This window comes from Bremerella sp. JC817, assembly GCF_040718835.1.
Taxonomy (GTDB): domain Bacteria; phylum Planctomycetota; class Planctomycetia; order Pirellulales; family Pirellulaceae; genus Bremerella.
The window spans coordinates 151,053-177,865 of the sequence record NZ_JBFEFG010000281.1; the positions used below are offsets into that span (position 1 = coordinate 151,053).

Annotated in this window: 19 protein-coding genes; 18 read left to right on the plus strand and 1 reads right to left on the minus strand. The window is 57.3% G+C overall.

What is annotated here, in order from left to right; translation table 11 throughout:
* Positions 1-118 precede the first annotated feature (118 nt).
* Positions 119-1,402, plus strand: a complete 1,284-nt coding sequence (gene hemL, locus AB1L30_RS23710) for a glutamate-1-semialdehyde 2,1-aminomutase (protein WP_367016648.1) — start codon at positions 119-121, stop codon at positions 1,400-1,402.
* Positions 1,403-1,474: 72 nt separating this feature from the next.
* Here hemL and tsaB read toward each other — a convergent pair whose 3' ends face one another.
* Positions 1,475-2,155: a tRNA (adenosine(37)-N6)-threonylcarbamoyltransferase complex dimerization subunit type 1 TsaB gene (gene tsaB / locus AB1L30_RS23715; RefSeq protein ID WP_367016650.1), complete on the minus strand. Its 681-nt coding sequence runs from the start codon at positions 2,153-2,155 to the stop codon at positions 1,475-1,477.
* 326 nt (positions 2,156-2,481) lie between these two features.
* On the opposite strand from tsaB, the gene AB1L30_RS23720 reads away from it, so the two are divergent.
* From AB1L30_RS23720 to AB1L30_RS23800, 17 genes are all read left to right on the plus strand, one after another.
* Positions 2,482-3,234: a metallophosphoesterase gene (locus AB1L30_RS23720; RefSeq protein ID WP_345093190.1), complete on the plus strand. Its 753-nt coding sequence runs from the start codon at positions 2,482-2,484 to the stop codon at positions 3,232-3,234.
* 51 nt (positions 3,235-3,285) lie between these two features.
* The gene (locus tag AB1L30_RS23725; protein WP_367016652.1) at positions 3,286-4,035 is read left to right on the plus strand and encodes a metallophosphoesterase family protein; all 750 of its coding nucleotides are present in this window, start codon (positions 3,286-3,288) and stop codon (positions 4,033-4,035) included.
* 237 nt (positions 4,036-4,272) lie between these two features.
* Positions 4,273-5,376 (plus strand): DUF1559 domain-containing protein, encoded by a 1,104-nt coding sequence (locus tag AB1L30_RS23730; protein ID WP_367016654.1) that lies wholly within the window; start codon positions 4,273-4,275, stop codon positions 5,374-5,376.
* 79 nt (positions 5,377-5,455) lie between these two features.
* On the plus strand, positions 5,456-5,914 hold the full coding sequence (locus tag AB1L30_RS23735; RefSeq protein WP_367016656.1) for a hypothetical protein: 459 nt from the start codon (positions 5,456-5,458) through the stop codon (positions 5,912-5,914).
* Positions 5,915-5,957: 43 nt separating this feature from the next.
* Positions 5,958-6,470, plus strand: coding sequence for a sigma-70 family RNA polymerase sigma factor (locus AB1L30_RS23740; protein WP_367016658.1), 513 nt, complete (start codon positions 5,958-5,960; stop codon positions 6,468-6,470).
* Between the two features lie 3 nt (positions 6,471-6,473).
* Positions 6,474-8,156: a LamG-like jellyroll fold domain-containing protein gene (locus AB1L30_RS23745; protein ID WP_367016660.1), complete on the plus strand. Its 1,683-nt coding sequence runs from the start codon at positions 6,474-6,476 to the stop codon at positions 8,154-8,156.
* Positions 8,157-8,456: 300 nt separating this feature from the next.
* Positions 8,457-9,293: a glycerophosphodiester phosphodiesterase gene (locus tag AB1L30_RS23750; protein WP_367016662.1), complete on the plus strand. Its 837-nt coding sequence runs from the start codon at positions 8,457-8,459 to the stop codon at positions 9,291-9,293.
* A 195-nt stretch (positions 9,294-9,488) separates the two neighbouring features.
* On the plus strand, positions 9,489-10,373 hold the full coding sequence (locus AB1L30_RS23755) for a hypothetical protein (RefSeq protein ID WP_367016664.1): 885 nt from the start codon (positions 9,489-9,491) through the stop codon (positions 10,371-10,373).
* Between the two features lie 245 nt (positions 10,374-10,618).
* Positions 10,619-11,026 carry a carboxypeptidase regulatory-like domain-containing protein gene (locus AB1L30_RS23760; RefSeq protein ID WP_367016666.1) on the plus strand — a complete coding sequence of 136 codons (408 nt, stop codon included), beginning with the start codon at positions 10,619-10,621 and terminating at the stop codon, positions 11,024-11,026.
* 181 nt (positions 11,027-11,207) lie between these two features.
* Positions 11,208-12,188 carry a DUF1559 domain-containing protein gene (locus AB1L30_RS23765; RefSeq protein WP_367016667.1) on the plus strand — a complete coding sequence of 327 codons (981 nt, stop codon included), beginning with the start codon at positions 11,208-11,210 and terminating at the stop codon, positions 12,186-12,188.
* Between the two features lie 419 nt (positions 12,189-12,607).
* Complete coding sequence (locus AB1L30_RS23770) at positions 12,608-14,920, plus strand: YidC/Oxa1 family insertase periplasmic-domain containing protein (protein WP_367016669.1); 2,313 nt, start codon at positions 12,608-12,610, stop codon at positions 14,918-14,920.
* 32 nt (positions 14,921-14,952) lie between these two features.
* Positions 14,953-16,311 carry a GTPase gene (locus AB1L30_RS23775; protein ID WP_367016671.1) on the plus strand — a complete coding sequence of 453 codons (1,359 nt, stop codon included), beginning with the start codon at positions 14,953-14,955 and terminating at the stop codon, positions 16,309-16,311.
* A 269-nt stretch (positions 16,312-16,580) separates the two neighbouring features.
* Entirely contained in the window at positions 16,581-17,933 is a 1,353-nt protein-coding gene (locus tag AB1L30_RS23780; protein WP_367016672.1) for a Gfo/Idh/MocA family oxidoreductase, read from the plus strand.
* Positions 17,934-18,121: 188 nt separating this feature from the next.
* Complete coding sequence (locus AB1L30_RS23785) at positions 18,122-18,775, plus strand: sigma-70 family RNA polymerase sigma factor (protein ID WP_367016674.1); 654 nt, start codon at positions 18,122-18,124, stop codon at positions 18,773-18,775.
* The gene (locus AB1L30_RS23790) at positions 18,768-23,018 is read left to right on the plus strand and encodes a PQQ-binding-like beta-propeller repeat protein (protein WP_367016676.1); all 4,251 of its coding nucleotides are present in this window, start codon (positions 18,768-18,770) and stop codon (positions 23,016-23,018) included. The genes AB1L30_RS23785 and AB1L30_RS23790 overlap by 8 nt, the downstream gene beginning before the upstream one ends.
* Before the next feature lie 199 nt (positions 23,019-23,217).
* Positions 23,218-24,360, plus strand: a complete 1,143-nt coding sequence (locus tag AB1L30_RS23795) for a squalene--hopene cyclase (protein ID WP_367016677.1) — start codon at positions 23,218-23,220, stop codon at positions 24,358-24,360.
* A 27-nt stretch (positions 24,361-24,387) separates the two neighbouring features.
* Positions 24,388-26,811 carry a BatA domain-containing protein gene (locus AB1L30_RS23800; RefSeq protein WP_367016678.1) on the plus strand — a complete coding sequence of 808 codons (2,424 nt, stop codon included), beginning with the start codon at positions 24,388-24,390 and terminating at the stop codon, positions 26,809-26,811.
* Positions 26,812-26,813: the final 2 nt, after the last annotated feature.

A 26,813-nucleotide genomic window follows, 5' to 3' on the forward strand; every position in this document is an offset into this window, starting at 1 on the left:
GTGGGGTAGCTGCCGAACTGCTTAATTTCGGCAGGCCCCGGTTAGAGTCGGAACTGGTTGTCCGCTATAACATAAGGACCAGTTTCCCCCACGAATCTTGCCCTGAGGAACCGCCCTTATGTCGCGCACGAAAAGTCACGAGATTTTTGCCCGAGCCAAGCATTTGATGCCAGGCGGGGTCAATAGTCCGGCCCGTGCTTTCGGGGCGGTCGGTGGCGAACCCATCGTGTTCGAGCGTGGCGAAGGGGCCTATCTCTACGACGTCGATGGCAATCGCTATATCGACTACATCGGATCGTGGGGGCCAATGATCCTGGGGCATCTCCATCCGGTCGTAAAAGAGGCCCTGCATGCCGCCGTCGATCAAGGGACCAGCTTTGGTGCTCCGACCGAACGCGAGAACACCCTCGCCGAGTTGATCATCGATATCGTTCCTTCGGTCGAACAGGTCCGTCTAGTGAATAGCGGCACCGAGGCGACCATGAGCGCCATCCGCCTGGCACGGGGCTTCACCGGTCGTCATAAGATCGTGAAGTTCGCCGGCAACTACCATGGCCACGTCGATAGCCTGCTGGTGGCGGCGGGAAGTGCGGCAGCCACGCTTGGCGTACCGAACTCGCCTGGCGTTACCCCTGGCACGGCTCAAGACACGATCGTTCTTCCCTACAACGATATCCAGGCCCTGACTCAGCTATTCGAGACCCACAAAGAAGACATCGCCGGCGTGATCTTCGAGCCCGTCGTCGGCAACATGGGCTGCGTGCCACCGGCCAAGGGTTTTCTGGAAACCATGCGTGAGCTGTGCACCCACTACGGTGCCGTCATGATCATGGACGAAGTGATGACCGGTTTCCGTGTGGCGATGGGTGGTGCGCAACAACTATTTGGGGTCACGCCCGATCTGACCACGATGGGCAAGATCGTCGGCGGTGGTCTGCCGATCGGTGCCTATGGCGGTCGAGCCGATATCATGGGGCACATTCTACCCGCCGGCGAAGTCTTCCAGGCCGGAACCTTGAGCGGCAACCCTCTGGCCACCGCGGCCGGCATCGCCACGCTCAAGACGTTGAAAGAAACGAATCCTTATCCCGAGCTCGACGCGAAAACGAAGCGTCTGGAAGAAGGCCTCATGGCGGCTGCCAGCGCGGCAGGAATTCCAACCGTGTCTGGACGGGTCGGCAGCATGTTGACGATCTTCTTCCACAACGAACCCGTTCTGAACTGGGACATCGCCGCCCAGTGTGATACCGCAGCCTACGGTCGGTTCTTCTGGCAACTGATCGAACGAGGCGTCTATTTCCCCTGCAGCCAGTACGAAGCACTATTCGTTTCGGCAGCCCATACCGACGAAGATATCACCGCCACGATCGACGCCGCGAAAGAAGCGTTCAAGGCGTTGTAGAAGTCGCCCGCGCGGCATTGCGAAAGCAAGCAGGGAAACGAGCGTGTTTCCCTGCGGGAGAGTGGGGCCAGCTTACGCTTCGGCCTCGAGCTTTTCTTCGGCGGCACTCTTGCGATAGTACTTTGGATTCAAGCTCCAGAAGTCATCCGACCGGCCTGCCAGGAAGTCGGAGATTCCCACGCGTCCCACCGCTTCTCCGGTGGGTGCCCAGTAGTTCTCGTCCACAACGCGAACACCTTCCGGCACCAACTGATGCTTGTTGCGGAGCCCTGGGCCGGTGATCGATTCGCCAGCGACCAACGACTTCATCAGGGCTTCCTTATCGATGATCTCGGTTTCAAGTACTTCCAGGCACTTGCCCTGGTCGTTGCATTCGTAGATCGCGTGGAAGAACTGGTTCCGCTGAGCATCCATGACCACGTGCAGCCGCGAGACCTGTTCGTTGCAGCGCGCTGCGATCGCGCGAAGCGAGTTGACACCGACCGTCGTTGCACCAGCCACGTACGCAATCGTCTTGGCGGTCATCACGCCGATTCGAAGACCGGTGAACGAGCCTGGCCCCTGAGAAACGATCACCAATTGCAAATCGGTTGGTTTCCAACCGACCTCGGCGACCATATCCCGCAGCAGGGGTGTTATGGCCTGCGTAGTCGGCATGTTCGGATCGAGCCACTGGGCGAGCAGCAGTTCGGAGCCTTGAAAAAGAGCCAACGAACTTTGCCGAGTCGATGTATCGAGTGCAAGCGTCTTCAAGAATTCGATTCCTGGACACGAACAATGGGGTGAGGAGAGTCGCCTACCCCCATAACGGAAGTAGTGACAGACGCACGATTTGGCCGATCTTACCCGAACTCAGCGTTCCGTTCGAGTTGGCAGGCACCGCGTCTGCCCCAAGATGCCCAATGTCATTGTTTTTGGGTTATCTTGACCGTGGGGTTCCTTCAACCTAAATTTATATCCTATATCAGGTTGCGACGGCTTCCCTTGATACGGACCCGCGGCGTGACGAAAGTGCCAGTCTTTCGTTCGTGTGCTGCGAGATCGACCCCAGACCCATAGACTCGGAAAGGTAGTCGGGCGTGAAACGTGCCCTAATCAGCGACATCCACGGAAACTTGGAAGCCTTAAACGCGGTCTTGGACGACATTCGACAGCAAGGGATCAGCGAGATCTATTGCTTGGGCGACGTCATCGGCTACGGGCCGAACCCGGTCGAATGCCTCGACATGGTGCGACGCAAATGTGCCATGTGCCTGTTGGGGAACCACGATCAAGCCGCTCTGTTTGATCCTGAAGGCTTCAATCCGGTAGCTTTCCGAGCCATTCTTTGGACCCGCGACCAGATCGACAATTCGACCGGCGGTGCTGCAGCCGTGAACGAACGTTGGGACTTCCTGGGGGAACTGCCTCGCACGCACGTCGAACCGACGCGTCTGTTTGTGCATGGTTCGCCTCGAGATCCAACCAACGAATACGTTTTCCCGGAAGATGTCTATAATCAACGGAAGATGGAAAACCTTTTCGACCGCGTCGAGAAGTTCAGCTTCCAGGGTCACACGCATATTCCTGGTGTTTTCACGCCAAGTCTCGAGTTCTTTGGCCCGGACGAGTGCGACCACGAATACCGATTTGGCGACGAGAAAGCGTTGTTCAACGTCGGTAGCGTTGGCCAGCCTCGCGATGGCGATCCTCGCGCTTGCTACGTGATCCTGACCGACGAGTCGGTCGTGTTCCGTCGCGTCGACTACGATTCGAGCGTTACTGCCAAGAAGATTTACGACACACCTCAGCTAGATAACATGCTGGGTGACCGTCTGCGGGATGGTCGTTAACAACCACGCCGCGGCTATCCGCCTCCCGCACTGCAAGAGATCGAGCCCACGATGAAAACGGCTGTTGTCAGCGACATTCACGGCAACCTGGAAGCACTCACCGCGGTGCTGGCCGATATCGAGTCGCAACAGGTCGATCGGATTTATTGCCTGGGCGATGTCGTCGGGTATGGTCCGAATCCTCGCGAATGCGTCGACATCGTTCGCAACTTCGATCTCTGCATCCTGGGCAATCACGATCAAGCAGCCCTCTTCGACCCCGAAGGTTTCAGCCAAGGTGCAGAACAGGCAATCTTCTGGACCCGTCGCCAATTGGAAACCGGCGGAACGCAGGAAGAGGCACTCAGCCGCTGGCATTTCCTCTGCGGACTGCCTCGCACCCATCAGGAAGAACGACGCTTGTTCGTCCATGGCTCGGCCCGCAATCCGCTGAGCGAGTATGTCTTCCCGGAAGATATCTACAATCCGAAGAAGCTCGAGAAGATCTTCTCGCTGATTCCGAACGTCTGCTTCCAGGGACACACCCACGTTCCAGGCGTGTTTTACGAATCGGCCCAGTTTGTCAGCCCGAAAGACTTCGAGGACTCGACCTATTATTTCAATGGCGAGAAAGCGATGATCAACGTTGGCAGTGTTGGCCAGCCACGCGATGGCGACCCACGCAGCTGTTATGTAATCGTCGACGAGAAGTCGGTCACGTTCCGCCGCGTTGATTACGATCAAAATATCACGGCCGACAAAATTCGAGGCATCGACGACCTAGACGACGGCCAGGGCGAGCGACTCTTTGAAGGGCACTAAGGCCGCTTCCCCTCCCTAAACATTGCTCTCGCCACAACTCTTGCCGGAGGTTCTTCCCTCCGACCTTAACGCCGCCTCTAAGGTAATCCTTGGCTCGGCGAAGATTTTCGCGGATTCCTGGCAAAATTCCGTAACCCCTTGGCGGCGATCGCTATTCGCCCATACCTCAAGCCTCTTTTCCTAGCGTTTTTCCACCTCAGGAAACGCGTTACTTCTCTCGAGAAGGAGTCCTCATCCATGCATACGTTCAAGCGTTTGCGACCCAATCGTTTTGGTTTTACGTTGGTCGAGCTACTGGTGGTGATCGCCATCATTGGTGTGTTGATCGCCCTGCTCTTGCCCGCCGTTCAGCAAGCGCGCGAAGCTGCTCGCCGCATGCAGTGCACCAACCAATTGAAGCAGCTAGGCCTCGCCTGCCATAACTTCCACGATACCTTTGGCAAGTTTCCTGGCGGATCGCACCAAGATGCCTTCGCCGATCGAACTCGTACCAATCCAGACGAATATCACCACGACGACCGTGGCCGCTGGAGCTACCTGACCGTATTGCTTCCGTTCATCGAACAACAAGCCATGTACGATCAATTGACGTCGACGCACGTCGGGTCGGAGTATCCCTGGAACGGCACCACGCTGCTGCGAAACCAGATTCCAACCATTCTCTGCCCATCCGATGGCAACGGCAGCAAAGGGGCCAACGACCAAGGCCGCAACAGCTACCACGTCAATCGTGGTGACTATTGGAACAACTGGGATTGGTGGGAATGTCGCGGCGTGTTTGGCAACCAGTACCGCGTGACCAAAAAGTTCAGCAGCCTGACCGATGGCTCGAGCAACACGATGATGATCTCGGAGATGCGAATCGGCGTGCCGAACAGCACCAAGATCGGCCAAAACGTTGCTAACAGTGTCGGTCACAGCAACGGTGCCGCCCCAAGTGTGTGTGCTGCCCGCAAAGGTCCCAACGGCTCGCTGACTGGTTCGGTCTATACCCGTGGCGATAACGAACTGCCCGGCTGGCGTTGGTCGGATGCCCATACGGTCTTCACCCAGTGGCACGTCGTCCTTCCGCCGAACTCTCCTTCGTGCTCCAACGACAGCGGCGGAACGATCGATCACGAACTGATGACCGCCAGCAGCTACCACCCAGGCGGCGTGAACGTCGTCTTTGCCGATGGTGCGGTGAAGTTCATTCCCGAAACGATCGACACCGGCAATCTGACCGCAGCCGAGTCGGACATTCTTTCCTCGAATCCGCAGGCCTACGCTGGTGCTTCGCTTCGTGGTGTCTGGGGTGCCCTTGGAACGAGCTCCGGTGGTGAAGTTGCCAAAATCCCTTAGTTCATAACCTGCCAGTTTATCCTCGCCTCGGCAGGGGAGCCGAGGCGATCCTACCTCTCCCTCAACCCATGGTGCGCACATGTCTCGATACCTTCTTCGCACGAGTCTTCTGGTTCTGCTCGCCGGCCTGGTCGGCTGTGGCAGTAGCAATAACCTCAACACACAACTGGTCGAAGGGGTCGTTACCCTGGATGGTCAAACGGTCGACGGGGCCACCGTCGAGTTCATTCCCGCCGAGAATGGCGAGGGCCTGGCAGCCTCTGGATTTACGGACAATGCCGGAAAGTTTAACCTCACAGTGTTAAATCCCCCGGAAGAAAACCAGGTCGAAGTCGGCAGCGGAACGACGCCCGGACAGTACCAGGTCACGGTACGGAAAGCGATTGTCGCCCCCACGCCCGAGTCTTCGTCGCGACAAACAATGGGCAAGAAGACCTATGTCGTTCCGCAGAAGTACGAAACGGTTCGCACGTCAGGTCTAACCGCGACGGTGACCGAGGGCAGCAACAACATCCAGCTCGACCTTCAATCCAAGTAAGCGATTTGATCCTTCGAATGCCGGCCCAAGTGCAGGAATCGCCATGACCGATTCCGCGGAATTTATTCAGCTCCTGACTTCGCACCAAAGCCGCCTATACGCATACATCCTCTCGCTGGTCTTCGACCGCAACGAAGCAGACGATGTGTTGCAGCAGACGAACGTGGTTTTGTGGCGAAGCGCCAACGAATTCGACCTGGGGACGAACTTCGTCGCCTGGTCGTTTCGTATTGCCTATTATCAGGTTTTGGCCCATCGCAAACGGCAGCAGCGAGAAAAATTGATCTTCGACGACGACATGTTGTCCGAGATCGCCCATGTCGCGTCGGAAAGTGATCAGACGTTTCTCGTGCGGCAACGCCTGATGCGGGACTGCATTCAGAAGTTGAACGAACGACAACGAGATGTGATTCAACGGCGCTACCGCCGAGGTGCCACACTGGAATTGATCGCGGAAGAAACGCAGCGAAAAGTAAACGCTGTCAAACAGATTCTTTTTCGAGCTCGTGAGAATCTGATTCGTTGCGTCCGAGCTGGTTTATCGGAGAATGCCTAAGCCATGGATTCGCAGAAGCAACAAGAACTAACCGATCTGATCAATCTGCTACTCGACGATCACCTCTCGGATTCCCAGCGAGATCGCCTGACTGAACTGCTGCGCGACGATCGCGATGCGCAACAGCTTTACGCCGAGTATTGCCAGGCCCACGCCATGCTGGCCTGGGAACATGGCGTACTGCCGGAGGTTGACTTCGATCCGATGCTTTCCGAACAGCTTCCCACGGAACAAAACACCAATCGGCTTCAAGCACTTCGCTGGTGGCAACGCTTTGCCTTGGCGGCGAGTGTGTTGTGCATGCTGACGTTGGGCTCGAGCGTTTACCTGGCCCTACGGCAACAAGCAACAGTCGTCCAAGTCGAACCATCGACGCCTGACGTTCCTGATGCGATCCAGCCGCCACGAGTTCCCTGGACCGAGCGCACAATCTTCGCCACGTTTGTTACCGGTCGCGGAGCACGGCTCTTTGCGGAGGACTTGCCGACCAATCTTCGCCAGGGTGATTCACTTCGCAGCGGACATTACCGCTTGAGTGATGGCTTCGCGGAAGTAAAGTTTCGCAACAATGTCGAAGTGCTGATCGAGTCGCCGGCCGATTTTGAAATCGTAAGCGACATGAAAATGATCATGCATCGCGGGCGTTTGTCGGCGAGTGTCTCGCCCGAAGGGATTGGCTTTTCGGTCGAGACCCCTTCGATCGATTTGACCGACTTCGGAACCGAGTTCGCCGTCGATGTGCTGCCCAACCAGACCAGCGAAGTCCACGTCTTCAGCGGCGAGGTGAAAGTGGCTCCGAAACTAGCCCCAGTCGATCAGGAACGAGTGCAACTGAATGCCAACCAGGCAACACGGGTCCTCGGGACTAGCGGTATTCCGGAAGGCATCGACATTGCGATGGATCGTTTCTTCCGGCACCTCAACGAGACGCCTGAAGGTGATGAGGCCTATCAACAATTGATTGACAAATTGAACCCGGTCTCGCTGTATCGCATGGCTCCTTCGGTAGATGGTGTGATTCTCGCCGATCAAGGCCCGAACCAATCGGACGGCATTCTGTTGGCCGATCACATGATCAATCCTCCTTTCAAACCAGGCCGCATCGGCAGCTCGCTTTACCTGGAGGGACCTTACGCCGGCGCCTATGCCAAGGTGCCACGTTACGTGCCGGTCGAAAAAGGGGCGATCACCGTGTGCGCGTGGGTGAAAGCCAACAGCCGACCACGCTGGGCTGCGATTGCCAAGCATTGGTCCATTGAATTCGACGAGAACAACAACCCTTACGGCATCGGCGGACAGTTTCACTTCGGTCTGCACGACTACACCGGTGACCTCGAAGTCCAAGTTCGTGATAAAGATGCCAACGTCATCAAGTTGCGCGAGTACCAACCGCTGCCCCTGGGGCAATGGCAGCATGTGGCGTTCGTGGCGGATGGCCAGAACGTGCGGCTCTATCGCAATGCGTTCGAAGTCGCCTCGGCTCGCTGCGATGGGCTGGCAACCAATGGGCCTCCGTCGATGGCGATTGGTGCCAAGCTGAGCCACGACTGCAGTCAGCCCGACGATCGCAACCCTGGCTATTGGCATGGCCGAATCGATGAACTCGCGATCTTCGATCGGGCTTTAACCCCCGACGAACTCTCGCAATTGTTCGAGAACGTCCCGGCCGTAGCACCGACGAAGTAAGGCGTGCAATCGAGTCGCCTAGCGACAATTAACACGAACTTTACGACGCTCCTCTCCGGTCGAAGAGTGACTTTAGCTATAGGTTTTTCCAGACCTGTGAGGTACGCCAGTCATCGCTCCGACCGTCATTTCTCTCTTCTCCGCAAAATGAATCTTCTTGAAGCGCACGTCGATCGAGGGCTCGCGATCTTCCCTGCGCAAACTTGAAGCCGGTGTCTGGCAAACGGCCGGGGAAGTTTCTACGATAACCGCGAAAGCAACAAAGTTGCCTCCCCCTCCCTTCCGATTGCAGGATGAATCATGCCCCACCAACGCTTCCCTCTCGCGGTACTGCTGTTCGCTGCCTGCTGTTTGACCAGCATCACCTCGCTGTCGGCCGCCGACCAAGGCCCCATCATTGTTGCCCATCGTGGCGGTGCCTACGAATACGAAGAGAACACCATGGAAGGTTTCCGTGCGTGTTACGAGCGCGGTATTCGTGGCTACGAAACGGACATTCGCATGACCAAAGATGGCGTGCTGGTCGTGCTGCATGATGACAGCCTCGATCGCACTCACCAGGCCACCGGCCCCGTCGAAGAGAAGACCGTTGCCGAACTGGCAGAAGTCGTGACCAAGAAAGGCCAAAAGCTGCTGTACCTCGACGAGTTGCTCGAGTTCTTCGCCGATAAGCCAGACGTTTACCTCGAACTGGAAATGAAGACCAAGAATAAGAAGCTGTATCCAGACGGCCGAATCGCCGAGTATTGCCAGAAGCTTCACAAGGCAGCGACGGCTCAGCAGCCCGCCGACTCGACCTATGTCTTCACCTCGTTCGACGAACGCCCCTTGAAGGCGATCCACGAGATCGATGCGAAAGCTCCTTTCATGTTGATCGCCAGTAAGCCTTGCTCGACCGAGTTCATCGAACGTGCCAAAGAGCTGGGTACCAATCGCATGGCCTGCCGGATCGAAGGGACATCGCGTGCCGCCATCGAAGAGGCCCACAAGAACGGCATGATCGTCAGCTGCTGGCCCGGCCGCGGCGTGAACGACTACTACATGGCCCTTGGCTTGGGGATCGAAGTTCACTGCACCGATATCCCGACGGTCATCCAGAGCGTGAAAGAGCAACTGCCAGAAGTCGCCGCGAAGTGATCGCTTCGAGTACCCAACTCTGGTTACAAACCACAGGCCTGCGGATCGCTTCCGTGGGCCTTTCGTCGTGAATTAGCTATCTTCCTGCTTGCCATCGGCCTGGCAACTTCTCGCAGAATCTACGCAACCATGGTTTCCCCATGGCGATAACCCCAGCAGCAAGGCAACCGCATCATGCACAAGGGGAACGCCGCGATGGCACCATATTTGAAGAAGCCGGCACTTGATCCGGTTTGGCCACCCAAAGGGTATCAAAAGAAGGTCGAAGTGACCGATGCCGACGATTGGTGGATCTTGGCCGCTGTCCATGGACGCTCGGACCCCTGGGATCTAATTGTCTACAACTTCCAGACCCGCAATGCGGACGAAGTGAACTGGTGCCTTCATCATTTGGTCGGATGCCGCCGCACGACCAAAGACGGCAAGAACTACGACTTCGGCAAGCCCTGTACGCAGAAGCAATACGTCTATATTCCGCCAGCATCGTGGACGCCGCCTACTTCCGAGGACGAAGATGCCTGGCTGCTGGTGAGCCGGACGCTCAATTCATCCTCCGTCAAAGGCATGCATGTCTCCTTGGCTGGCCTCGGGCTGTCGATGAGCGCGCATGACTTCGCCAAGATTGGCTACCTGGTGAACGTCCGCCGGATCGATGTTCGCCTCCAACGAAGTCATCCCCATGCTGCGGAATATGTCCCGGAAACCGACACGATGATTCTTTCGACGCTCGGCGAAAGTGCCGTCGACCGAAGCATGATCGTGCATGAAGCGGTCCACGCCAGCTTCGACTACCGGCGCAGCCAAGGTGTTTACACCGGCATGATCCAAGAGGAATGCTTCGCCTACGTCGTGCAGATGGTCTATCTGCAGAAAGTACGCGGCAGCACCTGGCCCAGCAGTTGGAAAGACTTCGACGCCCACGATACCTGGAAGGCGGCCTGGGTCATCGCCAGTAAGATCCGAACCAACGCCCAGGTCACCAAGGAAGACATCGACAACCTTCGCGCCGCCTACCAAGACTCGTCTGCCGGCCGAGGCATCAGCCCAGACCGCCGCACCAATCACAACGGGATCTATTAACGACCTGCCCGATCTGACATGGCAGGTAGTGATCACCCACGCTCTGCACGCACCTCTAAAGGGGCACATGTAAGGCAATATGTGCCCTTTACCGCCTATGGGCCGTACTAAACTGCCAAGATTTTGGTAGATATTGGCGAAATCCCCCCTTCGGAAAGGTTTACAAGTGGAATTCGCCTCCTTATCCTTCGCAATAGTAAAGCTTATCTATTAAATTTGAATTTTTCGTTCCTCTAGGTGCCCCCATGCGTTCGCCTCGCCTTGCCTCCCTCCTGATGACTTTCGTTGGAATTCTAGCCGTTTCCGGCTGTAACTCCGCTCCTTCCGACTTGCCGGAACTCGCCCCAGTCACCGGCACGGTCACCCTCGACGGCAAACCGTTGGCAAATGCGTCGGTTTCGTTCGAGTCGTCCAACGGACAGGTCGCCTTTGGTCAGACCGATGCGGAAGGGCACTATGAACTTAACTTTCGTGACGGAGCCAAGGGCGCCGAAGTGGGCGAAAACAAAGTCCGCATCGAAACGGTTCTCGAAGGTCCACCAGCACCGAACTACCGCGATCCGATTCCAGCCAAATACAACAGCAAGACGACCCTGACCCGAAATGTCAGCAAGGACAACCCAGTCCAGAACTTCGAACTGACCTCGAAGTAATTTCCAAGTCATGCCCCACTGCATGCCAGAAATTTCGGTCGCCCCAGGCCGGAATTTCTTATCGCATGTGGTTTGAAAACTCGAAACAACACCCACGCAGCTAATTTAAGCTCAGCTCCTTCGGGGCTGGCCTACCTCTCTTTTCATCAAAATCTATTTTCCCTTTTCTAAGGACCGTTCCATGTCGCTTCGGAACCAAAAGACCGCTGGCGATCGCCACGGCTTCACGTTGGTGGAGTTGTTGGTCGTGATCGCGATTATTGGCGTCCTGATCGCACTGCTACTTCCCGCCGTGCAACAGGCCCGCGAAGCTGCCCGCCGCATGAGCTGCTCGAACAACATGAAGCAGATCGGCCTGGCGATGCACAACTATCACGACACCTTTAACGTCTTCCCTCCTGGCCTGGTCGATACCGATCCGGCGTTCATCGATGGCAACTCGCAAACGGCCGCTCAGAATGCCAATGGTTTGGCGTGGTCTGCTTTGATCTTGCCTTTCGTCGAGCAGAATGCCCTCTACGACTCCGTCCAAACGCAGACCGGCAACTTCGGTCATCACTGGATGGATAAGAACCATGATGGGTCGGCGAACGACCCGATCGACGCCTCGAAGATCGCGATCAATGCCTACGCCTGCCCGTCTGATCCTCTTCCGATGATCAACAACAAGCGTGGTGGTTACGCCAAATGCAACTATAAAGGCAACGCCGGTACCTACGCAGCGAATGACAAGAAGGGGGTCTTCTGGACCTCTTCGGAAATTCATATGCGAGATATCACCGACGGGACCACCAATACAATCCTCGTCGCCGAAAGTGGTGGCAAGGAAGATTCCGCCAGCCAATTAAACTGCGGCGGATCGGTCTGCAATTTCAAAGCCGGCATCTGGATCGGTGGTCGCTACGTGGGGAACGCCGCAAGTTGGCACTCCGGCGTGTATGGTCACGACGTGCTATCCTTCGGCGGCGGTTCGGCAACATACCTGATTGGTCGCTCGTCGGCAAACTGGGGACACGACTGGATCAACAACAGCACCCACCCCGGCGGGATCATGATCTCGATGTCGGATGCTTCAGTGCGCTTCCTGCCAGAAACGATTGACATCAACATCTACCGTCGGATATCCGATCGCTCGGACGGCCAGGTGGTCGGCGAGTTCTAAGCCGCAGCCAGCCCCGCGCCGACGAAATGAGCTCATTCAAGGCACCTGACCTCCGAATATCTGGCGGTCAGGTGCCTTTTTTCGTGCCGGGAACGTATCCGGCCGCAGGGTTCGGTTTGTGGGAAATTTGGGGCCAGTACCTTCCGGAGAGGCGTTTGAACGCGTAACATTCCGCGATAAATTGCCTAACTCTCCCGATTTCTGGCAAATATGGTCGTTATCCTCTCGAAGAAGAGTTGTGGCGTTTCCAAACTCGGCCTCAAAGGTGAGAATGGGGCGGATTGATTCGCTTCCCCCAATCCATGGGTAATAGAAGCGGCCGGCCGCCTGGCAGGTGTCTGGGCGACAGTGCCACAATCTGGCGGCATGCCCGGCCATGTTTACCCCGCAAATTATCGATTTCCCAAGGACCTTCGCTCGTGGAACGGCGCCACATTACGTTTCTTCTGCTTGCCGCTTCGCTGCTGCTGACGTTCAACCTTTTTAATCGAATGAATCCTCCGGAACCGAAACCGGAGCTCGATCAAGAAGAGATCGTCGAGTTCGACGAAAAAGCGAACACGCCTGCCGACAACAAACCAGGCGAAGGTGCCGAGGATGTGGAAGAAGATAAGGTCGTCTACGACCGAACCTTCGCCACGCTCGGCTCGATCGATCCCGAATCGGGCTATCGCATGCTGGTGACGGTCGATTCACGCGGGGGCTCGATTCACCGAGTCGAACTGAGCAATCCCAGCTTCCAAAGCTACGAACACGATGACGATGGCGGCTATCTCGGCCAGCTCGCCTTCGACGAAACCGATGGCAAGGGTGTCAAAATCCATGTCGTGGGGCCTGGCACTCCCGCTGCCGAAGCAACCTCGAAGACCGAAGGTGTAGCCAATGGCCTGAAGCCTGGCGATCAGATTGTTTCGGTCGAAGGCAACTCGGTCACCGATATCGCTACCTTCCGCGAAGCGCTGAAGAAGACGCGACCTGGTCAAGAGATCGAAGTCGTTGTCGATCGTCCTGGTGACGGGGATGCGGCCGCGACGAAAGTAACCTTTGCGATCCAGTTGCGAAAGCATCCGATCGAAGTGATCAAGCCCGATACCTCCACCATCGATGGCCCCGACGGGCTGCCGAAGGTTGTCGATCATCCGCCCGCATTCTTGACCTCGCTGGCTCAGGTCGGTGCTCTGTCGTCGCGCGATGGACTGAAGGAAATCAAAGGCCTTCCTTCGCTGATCGACAGCAACTGGAAGGTGACCCAGGTCTCGGAAAGCGAAGTCCACCTTGAGATGACGCTGTTCCCCAGCGACTTGAAGCAGTTGGGCGAAAACCGCAAGCTGCGTCTGGTGAAGAAGTTCTCGTTACCGAAAGTAACCGAAGAACAGAAGTCGGTTGAAGGCTTCGATATTCAGTACCAGTTGGAACTGCACAACGAATCGGAAGACAGCCTTCCGGTTGCTTACCGTCAGTTCGGTCCGACCGGCTTGCCGCTGGAAGGCTGGTGGTACGCCCACAAGATCAGCCGAGGCTGGGGTACCGCAGGTATCCGTGACGTGACTTGGGAATCGCTCGACACGGGCAAATTTACCCTCTTCACCGTGCACAGCCTTGTCGATCAGGCCCAAAAAGAAGGTGCCGATCCTTGGACACCGCTGATGGCTGCGGGCAGCACCGACAAGACCAAGTACGCCGGTGTCGACGCTCAATACTTCAACTGCTCGCTGCTGCTCGATTACGAAGGAAGCGATCCGAAGTTCCAGATGTCGAAGGCTGCCGGGGCACCGATCGCTCCGATCAACGAAGCTTACGAACCGAAGACCGACTGTTCGTTCCTGCTGCAAAGCCAGGCCTATCCACTGGGTGCCGGCCAAACGGTTACGCAGAAGTTCCGCATCTTCGCCGGTCCTAAAGAGACCAGCGTGCTGCAGCACTACGGTCTGGGCAATGTCGAATACTACGGCTGGTTCAGTGCCGTATCGTGGCTGCTGCTACAGGTTCTGCACGGTCTTTACGCGGTGCTGGGCAACTATGGCCTGGCGATCATCGTGCTGACATTGGCCGTGCGTGGTGCGATGCATCCGATTAGTCGCAAGCAAGCCAAGAACATGCAGATTCAGGCCGCCTTGGCTCCTGAAATCAAGCGCATCAGCGACCAGTACAAGGACGATCCAGAAGGCCGATTGAAGGCTCAGCAGGATCTGTTCAAGAAGCATAACTTCAACCCAGTTGGCGGCTGCTTGATGATGTTCATCCAGTTGCCAATCTTCCTGGGGCTGTACCGTGCGTTGGCGGTCGACTTCCAATTGCGACAAGCACCGCTGATCCCTGGGATCTCGTGGTGCTCGAACCTGGCTGCGCCGGACCAGTTGCTTTACTGGGGCGATTGGATGCCCGAATTCATTTCGCGTCCAACCGGCTTCCTGAGCCTCGGTCCTTACTTGAACATTCTGCCGCTGGTAACTGTGGCGTTGTTCCTGGTGCAGCAGAAGTTGTTCATGCCGCCACCACAGGACGAACAACAAGAGGTCCAGCAGCGAATCATGACGTTCATGATGATCTTCATGGGGATCATGTTCTTCAAGGTTCCCTCCGGACTCTGTATCTACTTCATCACCTCCAGCATCTGGGGCATCGTCGAGCGGAAGCTGTTGCCGAAGCCGAAGAACATTCCAACGGTGATCGAAGCGAAGAAAGAGGACATCAAGCAGCCTCGCATTCGGCAAAGCAAGAAGAAGCGCTAAGCCGGGTCTGACCGAGGAGTTCTCTCCGGCACATGGCATTCGATTTAGAGCAAACGATTGTCGCGATCTCGTCCGCACCTGGTATTGGGGCGAGATCGATCGTGCGGTTGAGCGGGCCTGATTCCGTGCAACTCGCCATGAGCGTCACCACGACGCCCGACGCCACCGAGATCGTTCGGGCCCAAGTCGTCACGCAAGAAGTCTACTTGCCAGAAGGCCGAACGATGCCGGCCGACTTCTGGATCTGGCCCACGTCGCGAAGCTATACCCGGCAACCGCAGGTCGAAATGCACTTGCCTGGCAGCCGTCCGATTGCGGACGAAATTTTACGGCAGCTACGTGCCGCAGGCGCTCGATTGGCCCAGCCAGGCGAATTCACGATGCGGGCCTTTCTGGCAGGGCGACTCGATCTTACCCAGGCCGAAGCGGTGCTCGGCGTGATCGACGCCCAGGGAGAACAGCGTTTCCAATCGGCGTTGAAGCAGCTCTCCGGTGGATTGTCAGGTCCCCTGCAATCGGCGCGGGACGAACTGATTGAACTGCTCGCCTTGCTCGAGGCAGGGCTCGACTTCGTGGAAGAAGATATCGAATTCATCACCCACGAAGAGCTCCATCAGCGGGTGACGTCGATCTATGATTCGCTCAGCCAACTCCGGGATCAGATTCAAAACCGAACCTTCGGGCAAGCAGTCTCCAAGGTTGTTTTGCTGGGGCTACCTAACGCCGGCAAGAGTAGTCTGTTCAATGCGTTGACCGAAAGCGACGACGCGATTATCTCGCCGGTGGCAGGCACGACTCGCGATTTCATCTCGAAACGGGTGCATTGGCATGGAATCGACCTGGAGTTGATCGATACGGCAGGCCACGAAACAGTCGCCGATAGCGATCTGCTGGGAAAATTTATGGAGGCCCAAACCCGATTTGCCACTGACGATTGCGACCTCGGTTTACTTTGTGTAGACGTAACTTCGGGGCTCTCGGAGGCGGCGCGTCAGCTTCAATTGCGAATGACGGCTGATCGGCTGCTGGTGGTCGCCACGAAGGGGGATTCTATTCCCGATGCCGACGCTTCATTCGCGGCGCTAACGACCAGCGCAATAACTCTCAGCGGCGTGAAATCCCTACAAATTGCCATCTTAGAACGATTGGCCGACTTGGAAGTCAGCAGTAGTGAGCTGGTCCCGGCGACGGCGGTCCGCTGCTTAAGTGCCATCGAAGCGACCTTGGGGGCTCTCACCACCTCCTTGAATGGTATCTCGGGATATCATTCCGAGGAACTGATCGCCTCTGAGATTCGTTTCGCTATCTCGCAACTGGCCGAAGTGGTCGGTGCGGTCTATACAGATGACCTTCTGGACGTGATATTCTCCCGATTTTGCATTGGAAAATAGGCGGATTATCCTGAATTTTTGCGTCGGGATTGATTGCATAAGGCCCGCCTAACCGCTAAGTTGAAACCTTAGGCGGCTTATAAGGGGCCTGTTCTATCAGAACCGGCGTAGTCGATTTTGACTGCTTCCTGCCGTCACCCGTCCCCATCTCGCCCATCCCTATTTCGCTTAACAATACCTCTCGGTGCCCTCTCGCTTTGTATTTCTTTATTGAGCTATCAGGCCCGAAATAAGGTACGCGTTTGCAAATCAACGAGGAGATTTTGTACATGAGTTCTCGCGAGAATCGTCGTAACTTCATGAAGCTGACCGCTGCCGCGGGTGCTGGCTTCTGGGCAACCGCTGGTGTTCAAGCCCAAGAAACGAAGTCGCCGAATGAAAAGATCAACTTTGCCAGTATCGGTGTCGGCGGTAAGGGTTCGAGTGACTCGAACGACGCTGCTCGCGCAGGCAACATGGTCGCCATCTGTGATATCGACCGCGATCGCCTCGAATCGGCTGGCGCCCGTTACTCGGACGCGAAGCAGTACACTGACTACCGAGAAATGCTCAACGAAATGGGCGACAAGATCGACGCGGTTACCGTCAGCACGCCTGACCACTCGCACGCTCCGGCCACCGCCATGGCCATGAAGATGGGCAAGCACTGCTTCACGCAGAAGCCTTTGACCCACAGCATCTGGGAAGCACGTCGCCTGGGCGAAATCGCCAAGGAGAACAAGGTCGTGACCCAGATGGGCAACCAGGGTACGGCAGAACGTGGCGTTCGTCGCGCTGCTGAAATCATCCAGGGTGGCGGCATTGGTACCGTGAATGAAGTTCACGTTTGGACCAACCGTCCTGTCTGGCCACAAGGTGTGGCCAAGCCAGAACCACAACCAGTTCCAGAAACCCTGGATTGGGAAATGTTCATCGGCCCAGCCCCTTACCGTGAATACGCCGACGCCTATCACCCGTTCAAGTGGCGTGGTTGGTGGGACTTCGGTACCGGTGCCTTGGGCGATATGGCTTGCCATACGTTCAACATGGCCTACATGGCATTGAACCTACGTGACCCATCGTCGGTCGAAGCCGAATCGTCCGGCCACAACGGTCAGACCTATCCAAAGTGGTCGGTGATCAAGTTCGAGTTCCCAGAACTCGCCGGTCGCGCCCCAGTCACCATGTACTGGTACGACGGCGGCAAGTTGCCACCACCGGAACTGACCAAAGACCTGCCACTGAACGACGGCAAGCTGTCGACCAGCGGTAGCCTGTTGATCGGTGACGGCGGCAAAATCTACTCGCCAAACGATTACGGTGCCAAGTTCAGCTTGCTGCCAGAAGACAAGTTCAAAGACTACAAGGGTCCAGAGGAAAGCATTCCGCGCTCCCCAGGTCACTTCAAGGAATTTGTCGACGGTATCAACGGCGGTCCAGAACCGATGTCGAACTTCCCGAACTACGCCGGTCCGCTGACCGAAACCATCCTGCTGGGTAACCTGTCGGTTTGGACTACGGGCGAATCGGGCAAGGGTAAGGTCATCGAATGGGATGCCAAGAACCTGAAGGCCACCAACGCTCCAGAAGTGGCTGACATTATCAAGCCGAAGTACCGCGAAGGTTGGGCCGACCTGGTCTAATCGCTTAGGCGACTTGATAGCTGCAAACAGCGAAGCGGAGTCACCCACTGGGGTGACTCCGTTTTTTTATGCCCAGACTGCCAAGGAAGAATTCGGCGATTCATTTGCGGAATTTGGCACCCTTCTTATATCATTAGGTGCGATCGGTACTTCGGTCTTCGCCTGCACTTTTCCCACCGAGCTCCGCAATGGCCTTACCCCCTTCCGCAACAAAGACGGCAACCGACGCACAAGAAGTCGCGTCGCATGCTCAATCCGCCTTTGTCGAATACGACCGACGGCAGGCCGCGGAAGAAGATGCTTTGCTGATTCAAGCTTTGCAGTCGAACGACCGTGAAGCGCTCGGCGCGTTTGTGCAGCGGCAACAAGGGTTCGTCTTCGGTTACCTGCGTTCCCGGATGGTCGACCCGACCGACGCCGACGATCTTTGCCAGGAAGTCTTTCTTCGCTGCCTGGCGGGTAAGGTCCGTTTTCGTGGCGATGTGCCGGTACGCCCCTGGCTGCTCGGCGTGGCCCGGAATGTTCTGCGCGAACACATCCGCCGCAACCGTCGCCGGAAAGAAGTCGAATGGACGGAACTTTGCCTCGAGCTCGATTCGCTGACCCAGGACGACAGCTCTGACTATCGCATCGTCCATGGTTGGCTTCATTCCTGCATGGACTCGCTGGGGCACTCGGCCCACGAAGCGTTGAAGATGCACTACTTCGCCCGACTTCGGATGGCCCAGATCGCCGAGAAAATGCGACGCAGCGAAGGCGCTGTCAAACTGCTGGTCTTCCGAGCTCGTCAGGCTCTCAAAGAATGCGTTACCCGAAAGTCGCGGATCGCCTCGGATGAATGACACGCAACTGATCGAGCTAATTCAAGAAAGCCCGATCGAGGAACTCACCTTAGAGCAAATCCAAACCCTGCGCGCTCGCTTATCCGAGTCGGCGCCGCTGCGTGATGCGCTCGCCGAGCGTCTGCAGATGGAGCATCACCTGGTCGACGTCCTGGGTGCCTCTGGCGATACGCCAGACCAGTTCGTGCAGAAGGTGTTGGCCCGTAAGCAGCATCAGGCATCGACCTCGCGATGGGGCCTCGGGTTCGGACTGGCACTCGCTTTATTGTTGGTGATTAGCCTCGCTGCTTTCTATCCGTGGAACCGGGGTACGACGGTTCCCGACACCGCGCAAAACACGCCGGAGCCCACCAAACCGGAAGCTTCCACAGAAGAACCGACCGACACCAAAGCGAAACCGGAACCTTCTCAGCCCCCGACGCCTGCTGCCCCGGCATCTTCCCAAGAGCCGATGCCCAATAACGCCGCCGCGACCGAGCCTTCGGCTCCGATGGACGTCGCCGACGCCGATGGCAGCGACGAACTCGTAACCCTAACGCCGCGCGACGTCGAACCAATTAGCTTCGCCCATCTGACCGCCCTGCCCGATTCCGATCGGCGCGACTCGCTGAATCGCACCCAGTTTGAAACCTGGTTCACCAAGGCCTCGGACAAACTCCCTTCCAACATCGAAGAATTCCGCGATGGTGATCGTCCCCAGCTACGCATGAAAGGCTGGTTTCGCCTGCGAGGCACGTTGCCCGAATCGTCGGCCCTTCGTTTCCAGCTTTCCGATCTGCATCGTGTCCGCTTCCACTTCTACGCCGGCGACACTGGCGTAACGATCGTCAAACATCAGCACGATTACTCCCCTTGGTACGCCTATGCCATGCAGGCAGGCGAAGATGGGATCCAGCCGATCAATCTGCTGCTGCAAGCGAACGATGGCTATCGCGAACACCGCGGTCCGGCCCGGCACTTCGGTCCGGTCGCCTTCTACTTTGACGACTCCACTAAAGAATTAGTTTTCTACAAAGGAGACGTCGAAGTCATCCGTACGCCCCTGCCCTATTCCCCAGATCGGATTTATTTCGAGGGGGAATCGATAGTTCGGCAGATGAATCTCTGGCCGGTCGGCGATCTTCCCCGGGTCGCAGCCGACTATCCGATCCAATACGAAACCGATCGACCGGCTGATTTGCCATGGCAATCGAAGCTGGCCGAAGGGACGACGCTGGAAAAGAACGGCGACGGTTCGGTATCGCTGGTCGCCAACAATCCCCAGAACCATAGCTGGGCAACCCTGCCGCTCCCAGGTCACGGCCTGCGGATGGTCGACCTGAAGCTGTCGAACCTCGATCACGCCGCCAGCGTGTTTCTCGCTCAGCCTGCCAAACCGCCAGAGGAAGGCAAAGAAGCGGAAGTCCCGCAGCCGCAAGATGGCGTCGTCTTCAGCCGAAATCGTCGGACCGGTAAACGCTTCGCGCGGTTCTCGTACGTCTTCGATAGCAACCACGAAGTCGACCGCAATCCCCTGGAACACCCTTCGACCGAAGTCGCCGACAACGTCTGGGTACGACTGCTGGTGGGTGGCAGCCAGATCCGTGGTTGGATCAGTCTCGATGGCCTCCATTGGGCTTTGATGTCAAGCGAAGACAACGATACCAAAGGCGTCTACAACCAGGTAGGTTTCTCGGTGGCGAAGGTCGATGGCGAACATCGTCCGACCCTGCAGAAGCTGGTCGTTCGCGAACTTCCTGGCCTCAACCACTTGTTCTCTCCGGAGCATTGGAAGCAGGTCGATCAGATTCCCTGGAAACAACTCGGCGAGTCTCCGTATCCAGAGGAACCGTTCACGCTGGAAGATGGCACGAAGGTTCCGGCCGACCTGGCAACGCGTCTGCGTCGTTATAGCGGCACCAGCGCTTCGCTCGATCACATGACCGACCTTTGTGAGGAAGCCTTGGCCGCCGCGACGTCGACGAGCCAGAAGAAGCAGATCCTGGCCGAGATGCTTTTGCTGACGCGTACCTGGCCGCTCGATTATCACGAGAAGCGTTTCATCACATGGTGTACCGATCGGCTCGATGAACTGTTCGCCCAGCAGCTCTTCACCGAAGATCGCCAAGACTACGCCGCATTCCGCCGTGAACTGCTGAACCTGCCTTCGATGAATCGCGATCCGATGGGCTACTTCGCCCAGGACTGCTTCAATGCCGAGATCTTGGCCGCGATCCAGCAACAACGCTGGGACGACATTCTGAACGACAGCGAAACGCTGCGACACTATTACAGCTACGAGCCAGCCAAGGTTCGCCGCGATTTCCCAATCATCAACTGGGGTGGTGGGATCGCGTCGCGTTACTCAGGCCGCTCCGGGATCGCCCAGGAATACCTGACCGAAGGGCGCTCGACTTCGATGCTGGTCGAAGACCTCAGCAAAGAGGCCTACAACATCAGTGCCGAATTGAACGCCGCCCTGGAAAGCGGAGCGATTGCCGACGCGTGTCGCTTGATCACGCAAATTCCGGAGTCGGCTGCGGAAGGGTTGGCACCTTCTGGCAGCGACCCCAACCACCTCTTCTCGGTTCCGGCGGCCATTCAAATGGCGGTGCAAAACCACCAGCCGCTTCGCGAACAGATGGAGAAAGAGAACGCCGACCTCGCGCAGCTTCGCGTCAACTCGGCCATCCAGCGTGGCGATCGCCAGGTGGTCGAACTGGTCACGCTCCAGTTCTTCGACACCCAAGCCGCCGCCCAGGCACATCTCTGGCTCGGCGATCAAGCGACCGCCGCTGGTGACTTCGCCACCTCGCTGCAGCATTACATGAAGGCTGGTCGTTCGGCTCAGGGCTCGCTCAAAGGGGAAATCGATGCCCGGCTGCTGATGCTGGGGCATGCCCCGATTGATGCTTCGACCGAACCGCAAGGCGAAGTGGTGCTCGGTTCCTCGAAACTGTCCGCCACGACGCTGGTGGACGAAACGAGCATGCTTCGTGTTTCGGCGCAGTCTGACAACCAACCGACACCGACGGCCACCAAGTCGCCGGAAGCTGGTCCGTGGAAGGCATCTGGCACGCTGCGGGACACCCCGATTGTGTTGCGAGCCCAGTGGGGTCGAGAAAAAGAAAAGCCTCCAACATCGATTCGCGATCGCAAAGTTGATTGGCGGGCCCGTTACCTCAGCTTCACCTTGGATGGCAACTTCGCCCTGGTCAGCAACCGGTTCGAGTTATGGAAGCTTGATCTGGCGAATGGCAAAGAGGTTTGGAAGCAATCGGAAAAAGACAAGGACCGTGGCAAGGCGCATGACTTCCCGTTCACGCAAACTAAGCCAATGATTGTGGGCGATCTGATCGTCTGTCGCATGCTGCATGAAAAAGGTTTCGCGCTGTATGGTCTCGATCGCTACACAGGCGAACAGCGTTGGGCAACCAACCTCGACGGCCAACTGGTACTGGCCACCGATCCTGTTTCGGTGCAAGGTCGGGCACTACTGGTCACGCTGAAGGAAGTTTCTCAGTCGACCTACGCGGTTCGTTTATCCCGTGTCGATTTGACCACCGGCGAGATTCTCGACAGCCATCCGCTGTTCCGCATTCGTGATACCTGGTTTGATCGGGGTGTGGGCAACATTGTGCTGCACCGCGAACAGTTGCTGGTCGACCTGGGCGGCGTGCTTGCTTCGTGCGATATCTCCGGCCACCTTCAGTGGGTTCGCAAGCAGTTGACGTTCCCGCAAAAGATCGACGATCGCTGGGCGAAGCAGCGGCTCAGCGATATCGTCGTCGTGGGTGACCAAGCGGCCGCGTTCCATGCGGGCATCTTGCGGATGGAATGCTTCGACATCGCGACCGGGGACTTGAACTGGACTTATCCTGCGTCCGATGTGCGGTCCGTTCGGCGGACGCTCGACAATCAACTGCTGGTTGAAACCCCCGATCGCTGGGTCGTATTGTCGATGCAATCAGGAGAACCGCTCCACGAGGTCCTGCGTCCTGATGGCGTGCTGTCGTGGCACCTCATCCCGGATGGGATTGTCAGCCTGGTCTACGTCGAGCCAACGGCCAAAGATGCCCCGGCATCAGTCCAGGTCATCCAGACCAACCTGACCAGCGGCGAGGAGACCGCGTTGCAAACGTACGAGGTCCCGTCCAAAGAGGATCCGGCCGCCGGACCTCTGTTCTACGCCGACGGCAAATGGTACCTCTGGGCCATGGAAAACCGTGAAAAGGACGAGCGCAAGCTAATGGTCTTGGAATAAGCCTTTTCACGATTCTTTCGATCGGAAAACGCCGGAAATCACTTTTCCGATCAAAAATGCCAGTTGAGCTTTTTTTCGTGTAACGAACCGGCCTTGCCGGGGCATAGGCTGGTAGAGATGACGCTTGGTACGGCTAATTTCCATTGGTAACGGCCAACGTTTGTTCCTACTGCCAAACCCTAACTTTTCGTACCCGGCCATGCACTTTTCTCGTTGGACCATCTGTCTGCTGCTATTGCCACTTTCGTGGGCGTATGCCTCGAATGCCTTGGCAGAAGGCGAGTGGGAAGTCACTCCCGAGAGTGAAAAAGCATTACAACGTGGGCTTACCTGGTTGGCAGAAAATCAGGGGCCCAACGGTGACTGGGAATCGGACGATCTCGGCCTGGTTGGCATGGGGGCCTTGGCCTTCATGGCGGATGGTCACGCCCCTGGTCGGGGCGAATTCGGACAACCTCTGGAACGTGCTCTCAACAAGATCCTTTCCAGTCCCCGCCCTTCTGGTTTATTGAATGTCGCCGATGCGCAGCGCGACATGTATAACCATGGCCTGACGACGTTCGTTCTGGGGCAAGCCCATGGAATGACCAACGATGGCCGCATCAACCAGGTTCTCGACCGCGCGTTAAAACTAATCGCCTTCACTCAGGCTGAAGATGGTGGCTGGGACTATCGCGCTGTTCGTCGTGATTCTGGACACGACCTAAGCCTCGCTGTGATGCAGGCCAAAGCGCTGCGAAGTGCGATGGATACCGGCATTGAAGTCGCTCCGGAAGTCGTCGACCTGGCAATCGGTAGTGTTCGCGAACATTACAGTCCCGAGGGCGTCTCGCGCGATGCTTCCGAAGCCGAGCAGATGAAATACCCTGGCCAGTTCACCTACACGCGTCATGGCGGCAAAGCGTCGCTGGCAATGGCGGCGGCCGGGGTCGTTTGCCTGCAAGAGTTCGGCCAATACGACGACTGGCGAATTGCCAAGAACATGGAAGTCATCCATGCCGAGATCGCCAAGTTGAAAGAGAAAACCAACAAGAATAACGGCCGTCTGCCGTTCGATGCCTATACCCTCTACTATGTCGGTCAGGCACTCTATCAATCCGGTGGCGAAGACTGGAAGCGATCGTACCCGACGCTTCGTGATGCGGTGGTCGCTTCACAAGTCGTGCGACCTGAAAACCCTCGCGAACATGGTCACTGGCACGCCGGAGCGCATGTCGGTGGCAAGCCAGGCGACCTGTATGGAACGGCGGTCGGCTGCTTCATTCTGGCGATGCCGAATCGCTATCTTCCGATCTTGCAGGAAGGTCGAATCGAATCGTTTCAGCAAGATGGTGTTCGATAACCCTTTCGGAATATAGACGTCAGCAGCATGTTTCCTGTCTTTGTAGCCTCTGGTTTTGCGATCGCCGGCGCCGTCATGATGGCTGGGCCTGCGTTGATTCACTTGATGAATCGCAATCGCTACCGCACCATTCACTGGGCGGCGATGGACTTCCTGTTGGAAGCGATGCAGTCCAATCGGCGGCTTCTGCGAATCCGCGATATGTTGCTGATGCTGCTTCGCGCCCTCGCTTTGTTGCTGTTCGGTCTCGCCCTGGCACGACCTTACTTTTCAGCCTCCAGCGACACCGCATTACCAGGCACCTCGAAGCCGCCTCATGCGATTCTGGTGATCGACAACAGCATGAGCAACTCGCTCGAGTCGATCTCAGGTTCAACACTCGACGCCTCGAAAACTCAGGCCCGCGACTTCCTCGACAAGCTCCCTGCCTCCAGCCAGATCTCCGTCTTGGCTCTCTGCGGAAGCCAGTCGCGCCGCTTGACCGATCCTTTCACTTCGCGAACCGACGCCGCCGACGCGCTCGACAAGATCACGGCGACCGACGCCCCAGGGCAGTTGGCGCATGCCTTGAATCAAGCCCGTCGCCTCGCCGAGCAAACACCTTCGCTCTCCCCTTACGTGGTGATCTTTGGCGACCAGCAGGCGGCCCAGTGGCAACGACTTGCCCGGGGCAATCCGCCGGAAGAAGAGATGCCGGTGATCCTGGTCGGCAACGAAACGCCAGCCCCCGACAATGCTTGGGTGGAAGAATTCGGTCTGCCTGATGGCCTGGCCGAGATTGGGATGCCTTCGCGGCTGGTCGCCAGGGTCCGTTATCGTGGGGCTCAACCGCGAGCCAACGTCGCCGTTACCTTTCAGGTTCGCGACAATGAAGTCGAAACGAAGTTCATCGATTTCCCAGAAGGGGACTCGGTCCGCACGTTGGCCTTTGACTATGTCTTCGATCCGATGGAAGTCGACCCTACGCGAGCCTCGTCGATTCCGCTTTCGGTTCATCTAACAGGCGATGCGTTGCCAGCGGACGACTCGCGTTGGCTGGTTGTGCCTTTGGTCGCGTCGACTCCGGTCGTCTTCATCGACCAGTGGAGCGATGCCGAAGAATCGCCTGCCCTCGGCCGCATTGGCGAGACTTGGATCTTGCGGCAGCTTCTCTGCCCGCAAACCGATTCGCAGCGGAACGAACCACACCTGATTCAACCAATCCACCTTTCGCAGCGAGAGGCCACTGGCGAAGCACTACGCGCCGCATTGCGAGATGCCCGGCTGACTGTGGTCGCTGGAATCGAAGCCCCGTCGGTCGAACTGGTCACGATGCTTCGCTCGTACGTCGATCAGGGCGGGCAACTGGCGATTGCCGCCGGTGGCAGCTTTGACCCTCAGGCCTGGAACGATGTGGCCTGGCTGCAGGGCGAAGGCATCTTGCCGAAGCCTTTGGCCGCCGACCCGATCGGTCAAAGCTTGAACAACGTGACCGATGACCTTCAGCCCTTCCGGATTTCCTCGAAAGGCCTGCTCGACCATTCCTACTTCCGCCTGGCCGACTTGGAAGAAACCCAGTTGATCGATCTCTATACCGATGCTCTCTTCTTCAAGACGATCGTCCCAACCGATCCGAACGAAACGGAGCAAGCCAACAAGACAAATGCTCCGGCACTTCCCGCCGAAGAAAAGTGGCTGACCTGGACGCCTCCGGTCGCGACGATCACCGCCAGTGAAAGCGGCGAAACGCTGGCGGCCACCGCGATGCCTGCCAGTACGATCGCTCAGTTTGACAACGGTGTCGACTTCGTCGTCGAGCGTCGCATCGGTTCCGGGCGGATTGCTTTCTTTAGCTCTGGCGTCAGTCCGCAGTGGTCGACCTTGCCCAGTACCAATGCCGTGCTGATTTTTGACCGCGTGCTGCGAAACCAACTGGCATCGACGTTCCAGCGATTCAACTTCGATGTCGGCGAGAACGCACTGCTACCTCTACCCCCTGGCGTGGGCGATTCCAACATTCACCTGGAAGCCCCAGACAGTGGCCTCGTCAGTTCCGTTTCGCCTCGCTTCCTGAATGAAGAGACGCGTGGCGTGCTGATCGACAACCTCGAATCGGCTGGCGTCTATTGGCTGTCGGATCGCCGTGCCTCGGATCCTGCTAGCGATATGGCTGATGCGAACGCTACCTTCCAGATTCCGATCAGCGCGACACCAACCGCCTGGGAATCGCAACTCGAACGACTTGACGAAGCAAGCTTCACTGCGTTGAACCTGCCACCCCAGTATCAGTGGAAGGCAGGCCAAACGCTCGCCGCAGGTTCCGCCCTGCCCGGCTCTGGCCATGCGTGGTGGCAATGGTTGATCATCGTGGTAATTGTGCTGTTGATTGTGGAAATGACCGTCGCCGCGATGCCATCGTGGCTGGCATGGATTGTCGACCGCCGCTCGGAGTCGGCCGGAGCCGCTTCGTAACG

Excerpts from the sequence above, each read along its gene's own strand:
- hemL (WP_367016648.1), top strand. The coding sequence starts at position 119 with ATGTCGCGCACGAAAAGTCACGAGATTTTTGCCCGAGCCAAGCATTTG.
- AB1L30_RS23725 (WP_367016652.1), top strand. The coding sequence starts at position 3,286 with ATGAAAACGGCTGTTGTCAGCGACATTCACGGCAACCTGGAAGCACTC.
- AB1L30_RS23730 (WP_367016654.1), top strand. The coding sequence starts at position 4,273 with ATGCATACGTTCAAGCGTTTGCGACCCAATCGTTTTGGTTTTACGTTG.
- AB1L30_RS23735 (WP_367016656.1), top strand. The coding sequence starts at position 5,456 with ATGTCTCGATACCTTCTTCGCACGAGTCTTCTGGTTCTGCTCGCCGGC.
- AB1L30_RS23740 (WP_367016658.1), top strand. The coding sequence starts at position 5,958 with ATGACCGATTCCGCGGAATTTATTCAGCTCCTGACTTCGCACCAAAGC.
- AB1L30_RS23745 (WP_367016660.1), top strand. The coding sequence starts at position 6,474 with ATGGATTCGCAGAAGCAACAAGAACTAACCGATCTGATCAATCTGCTA.
- AB1L30_RS23750 (WP_367016662.1), top strand. The coding sequence starts at position 8,457 with ATGCCCCACCAACGCTTCCCTCTCGCGGTACTGCTGTTCGCTGCCTGC.
- AB1L30_RS23755 (WP_367016664.1), top strand. The coding sequence starts at position 9,489 with ATGGCACCATATTTGAAGAAGCCGGCACTTGATCCGGTTTGGCCACCC.
- AB1L30_RS23760 (WP_367016666.1), top strand. The coding sequence starts at position 10,619 with ATGCGTTCGCCTCGCCTTGCCTCCCTCCTGATGACTTTCGTTGGAATT.
- AB1L30_RS23765 (WP_367016667.1), top strand. The coding sequence starts at position 11,208 with ATGTCGCTTCGGAACCAAAAGACCGCTGGCGATCGCCACGGCTTCACG.
- AB1L30_RS23775 (WP_367016671.1), top strand. The coding sequence starts at position 14,953 with ATGGCATTCGATTTAGAGCAAACGATTGTCGCGATCTCGTCCGCACCT.
- AB1L30_RS23780 (WP_367016672.1), top strand. The coding sequence starts at position 16,581 with ATGAGTTCTCGCGAGAATCGTCGTAACTTCATGAAGCTGACCGCTGCC.
- AB1L30_RS23785 (WP_367016674.1), top strand. The coding sequence starts at position 18,122 with ATGGCCTTACCCCCTTCCGCAACAAAGACGGCAACCGACGCACAAGAA.
- AB1L30_RS23790 (WP_367016676.1), top strand. The coding sequence starts at position 18,768 with ATGAATGACACGCAACTGATCGAGCTAATTCAAGAAAGCCCGATCGAG.
- AB1L30_RS23795 (WP_367016677.1), top strand. The coding sequence starts at position 23,218 with ATGCACTTTTCTCGTTGGACCATCTGTCTGCTGCTATTGCCACTTTCG.
- AB1L30_RS23800 (WP_367016678.1), top strand. The coding sequence starts at position 24,388 with ATGTTTCCTGTCTTTGTAGCCTCTGGTTTTGCGATCGCCGGCGCCGTC.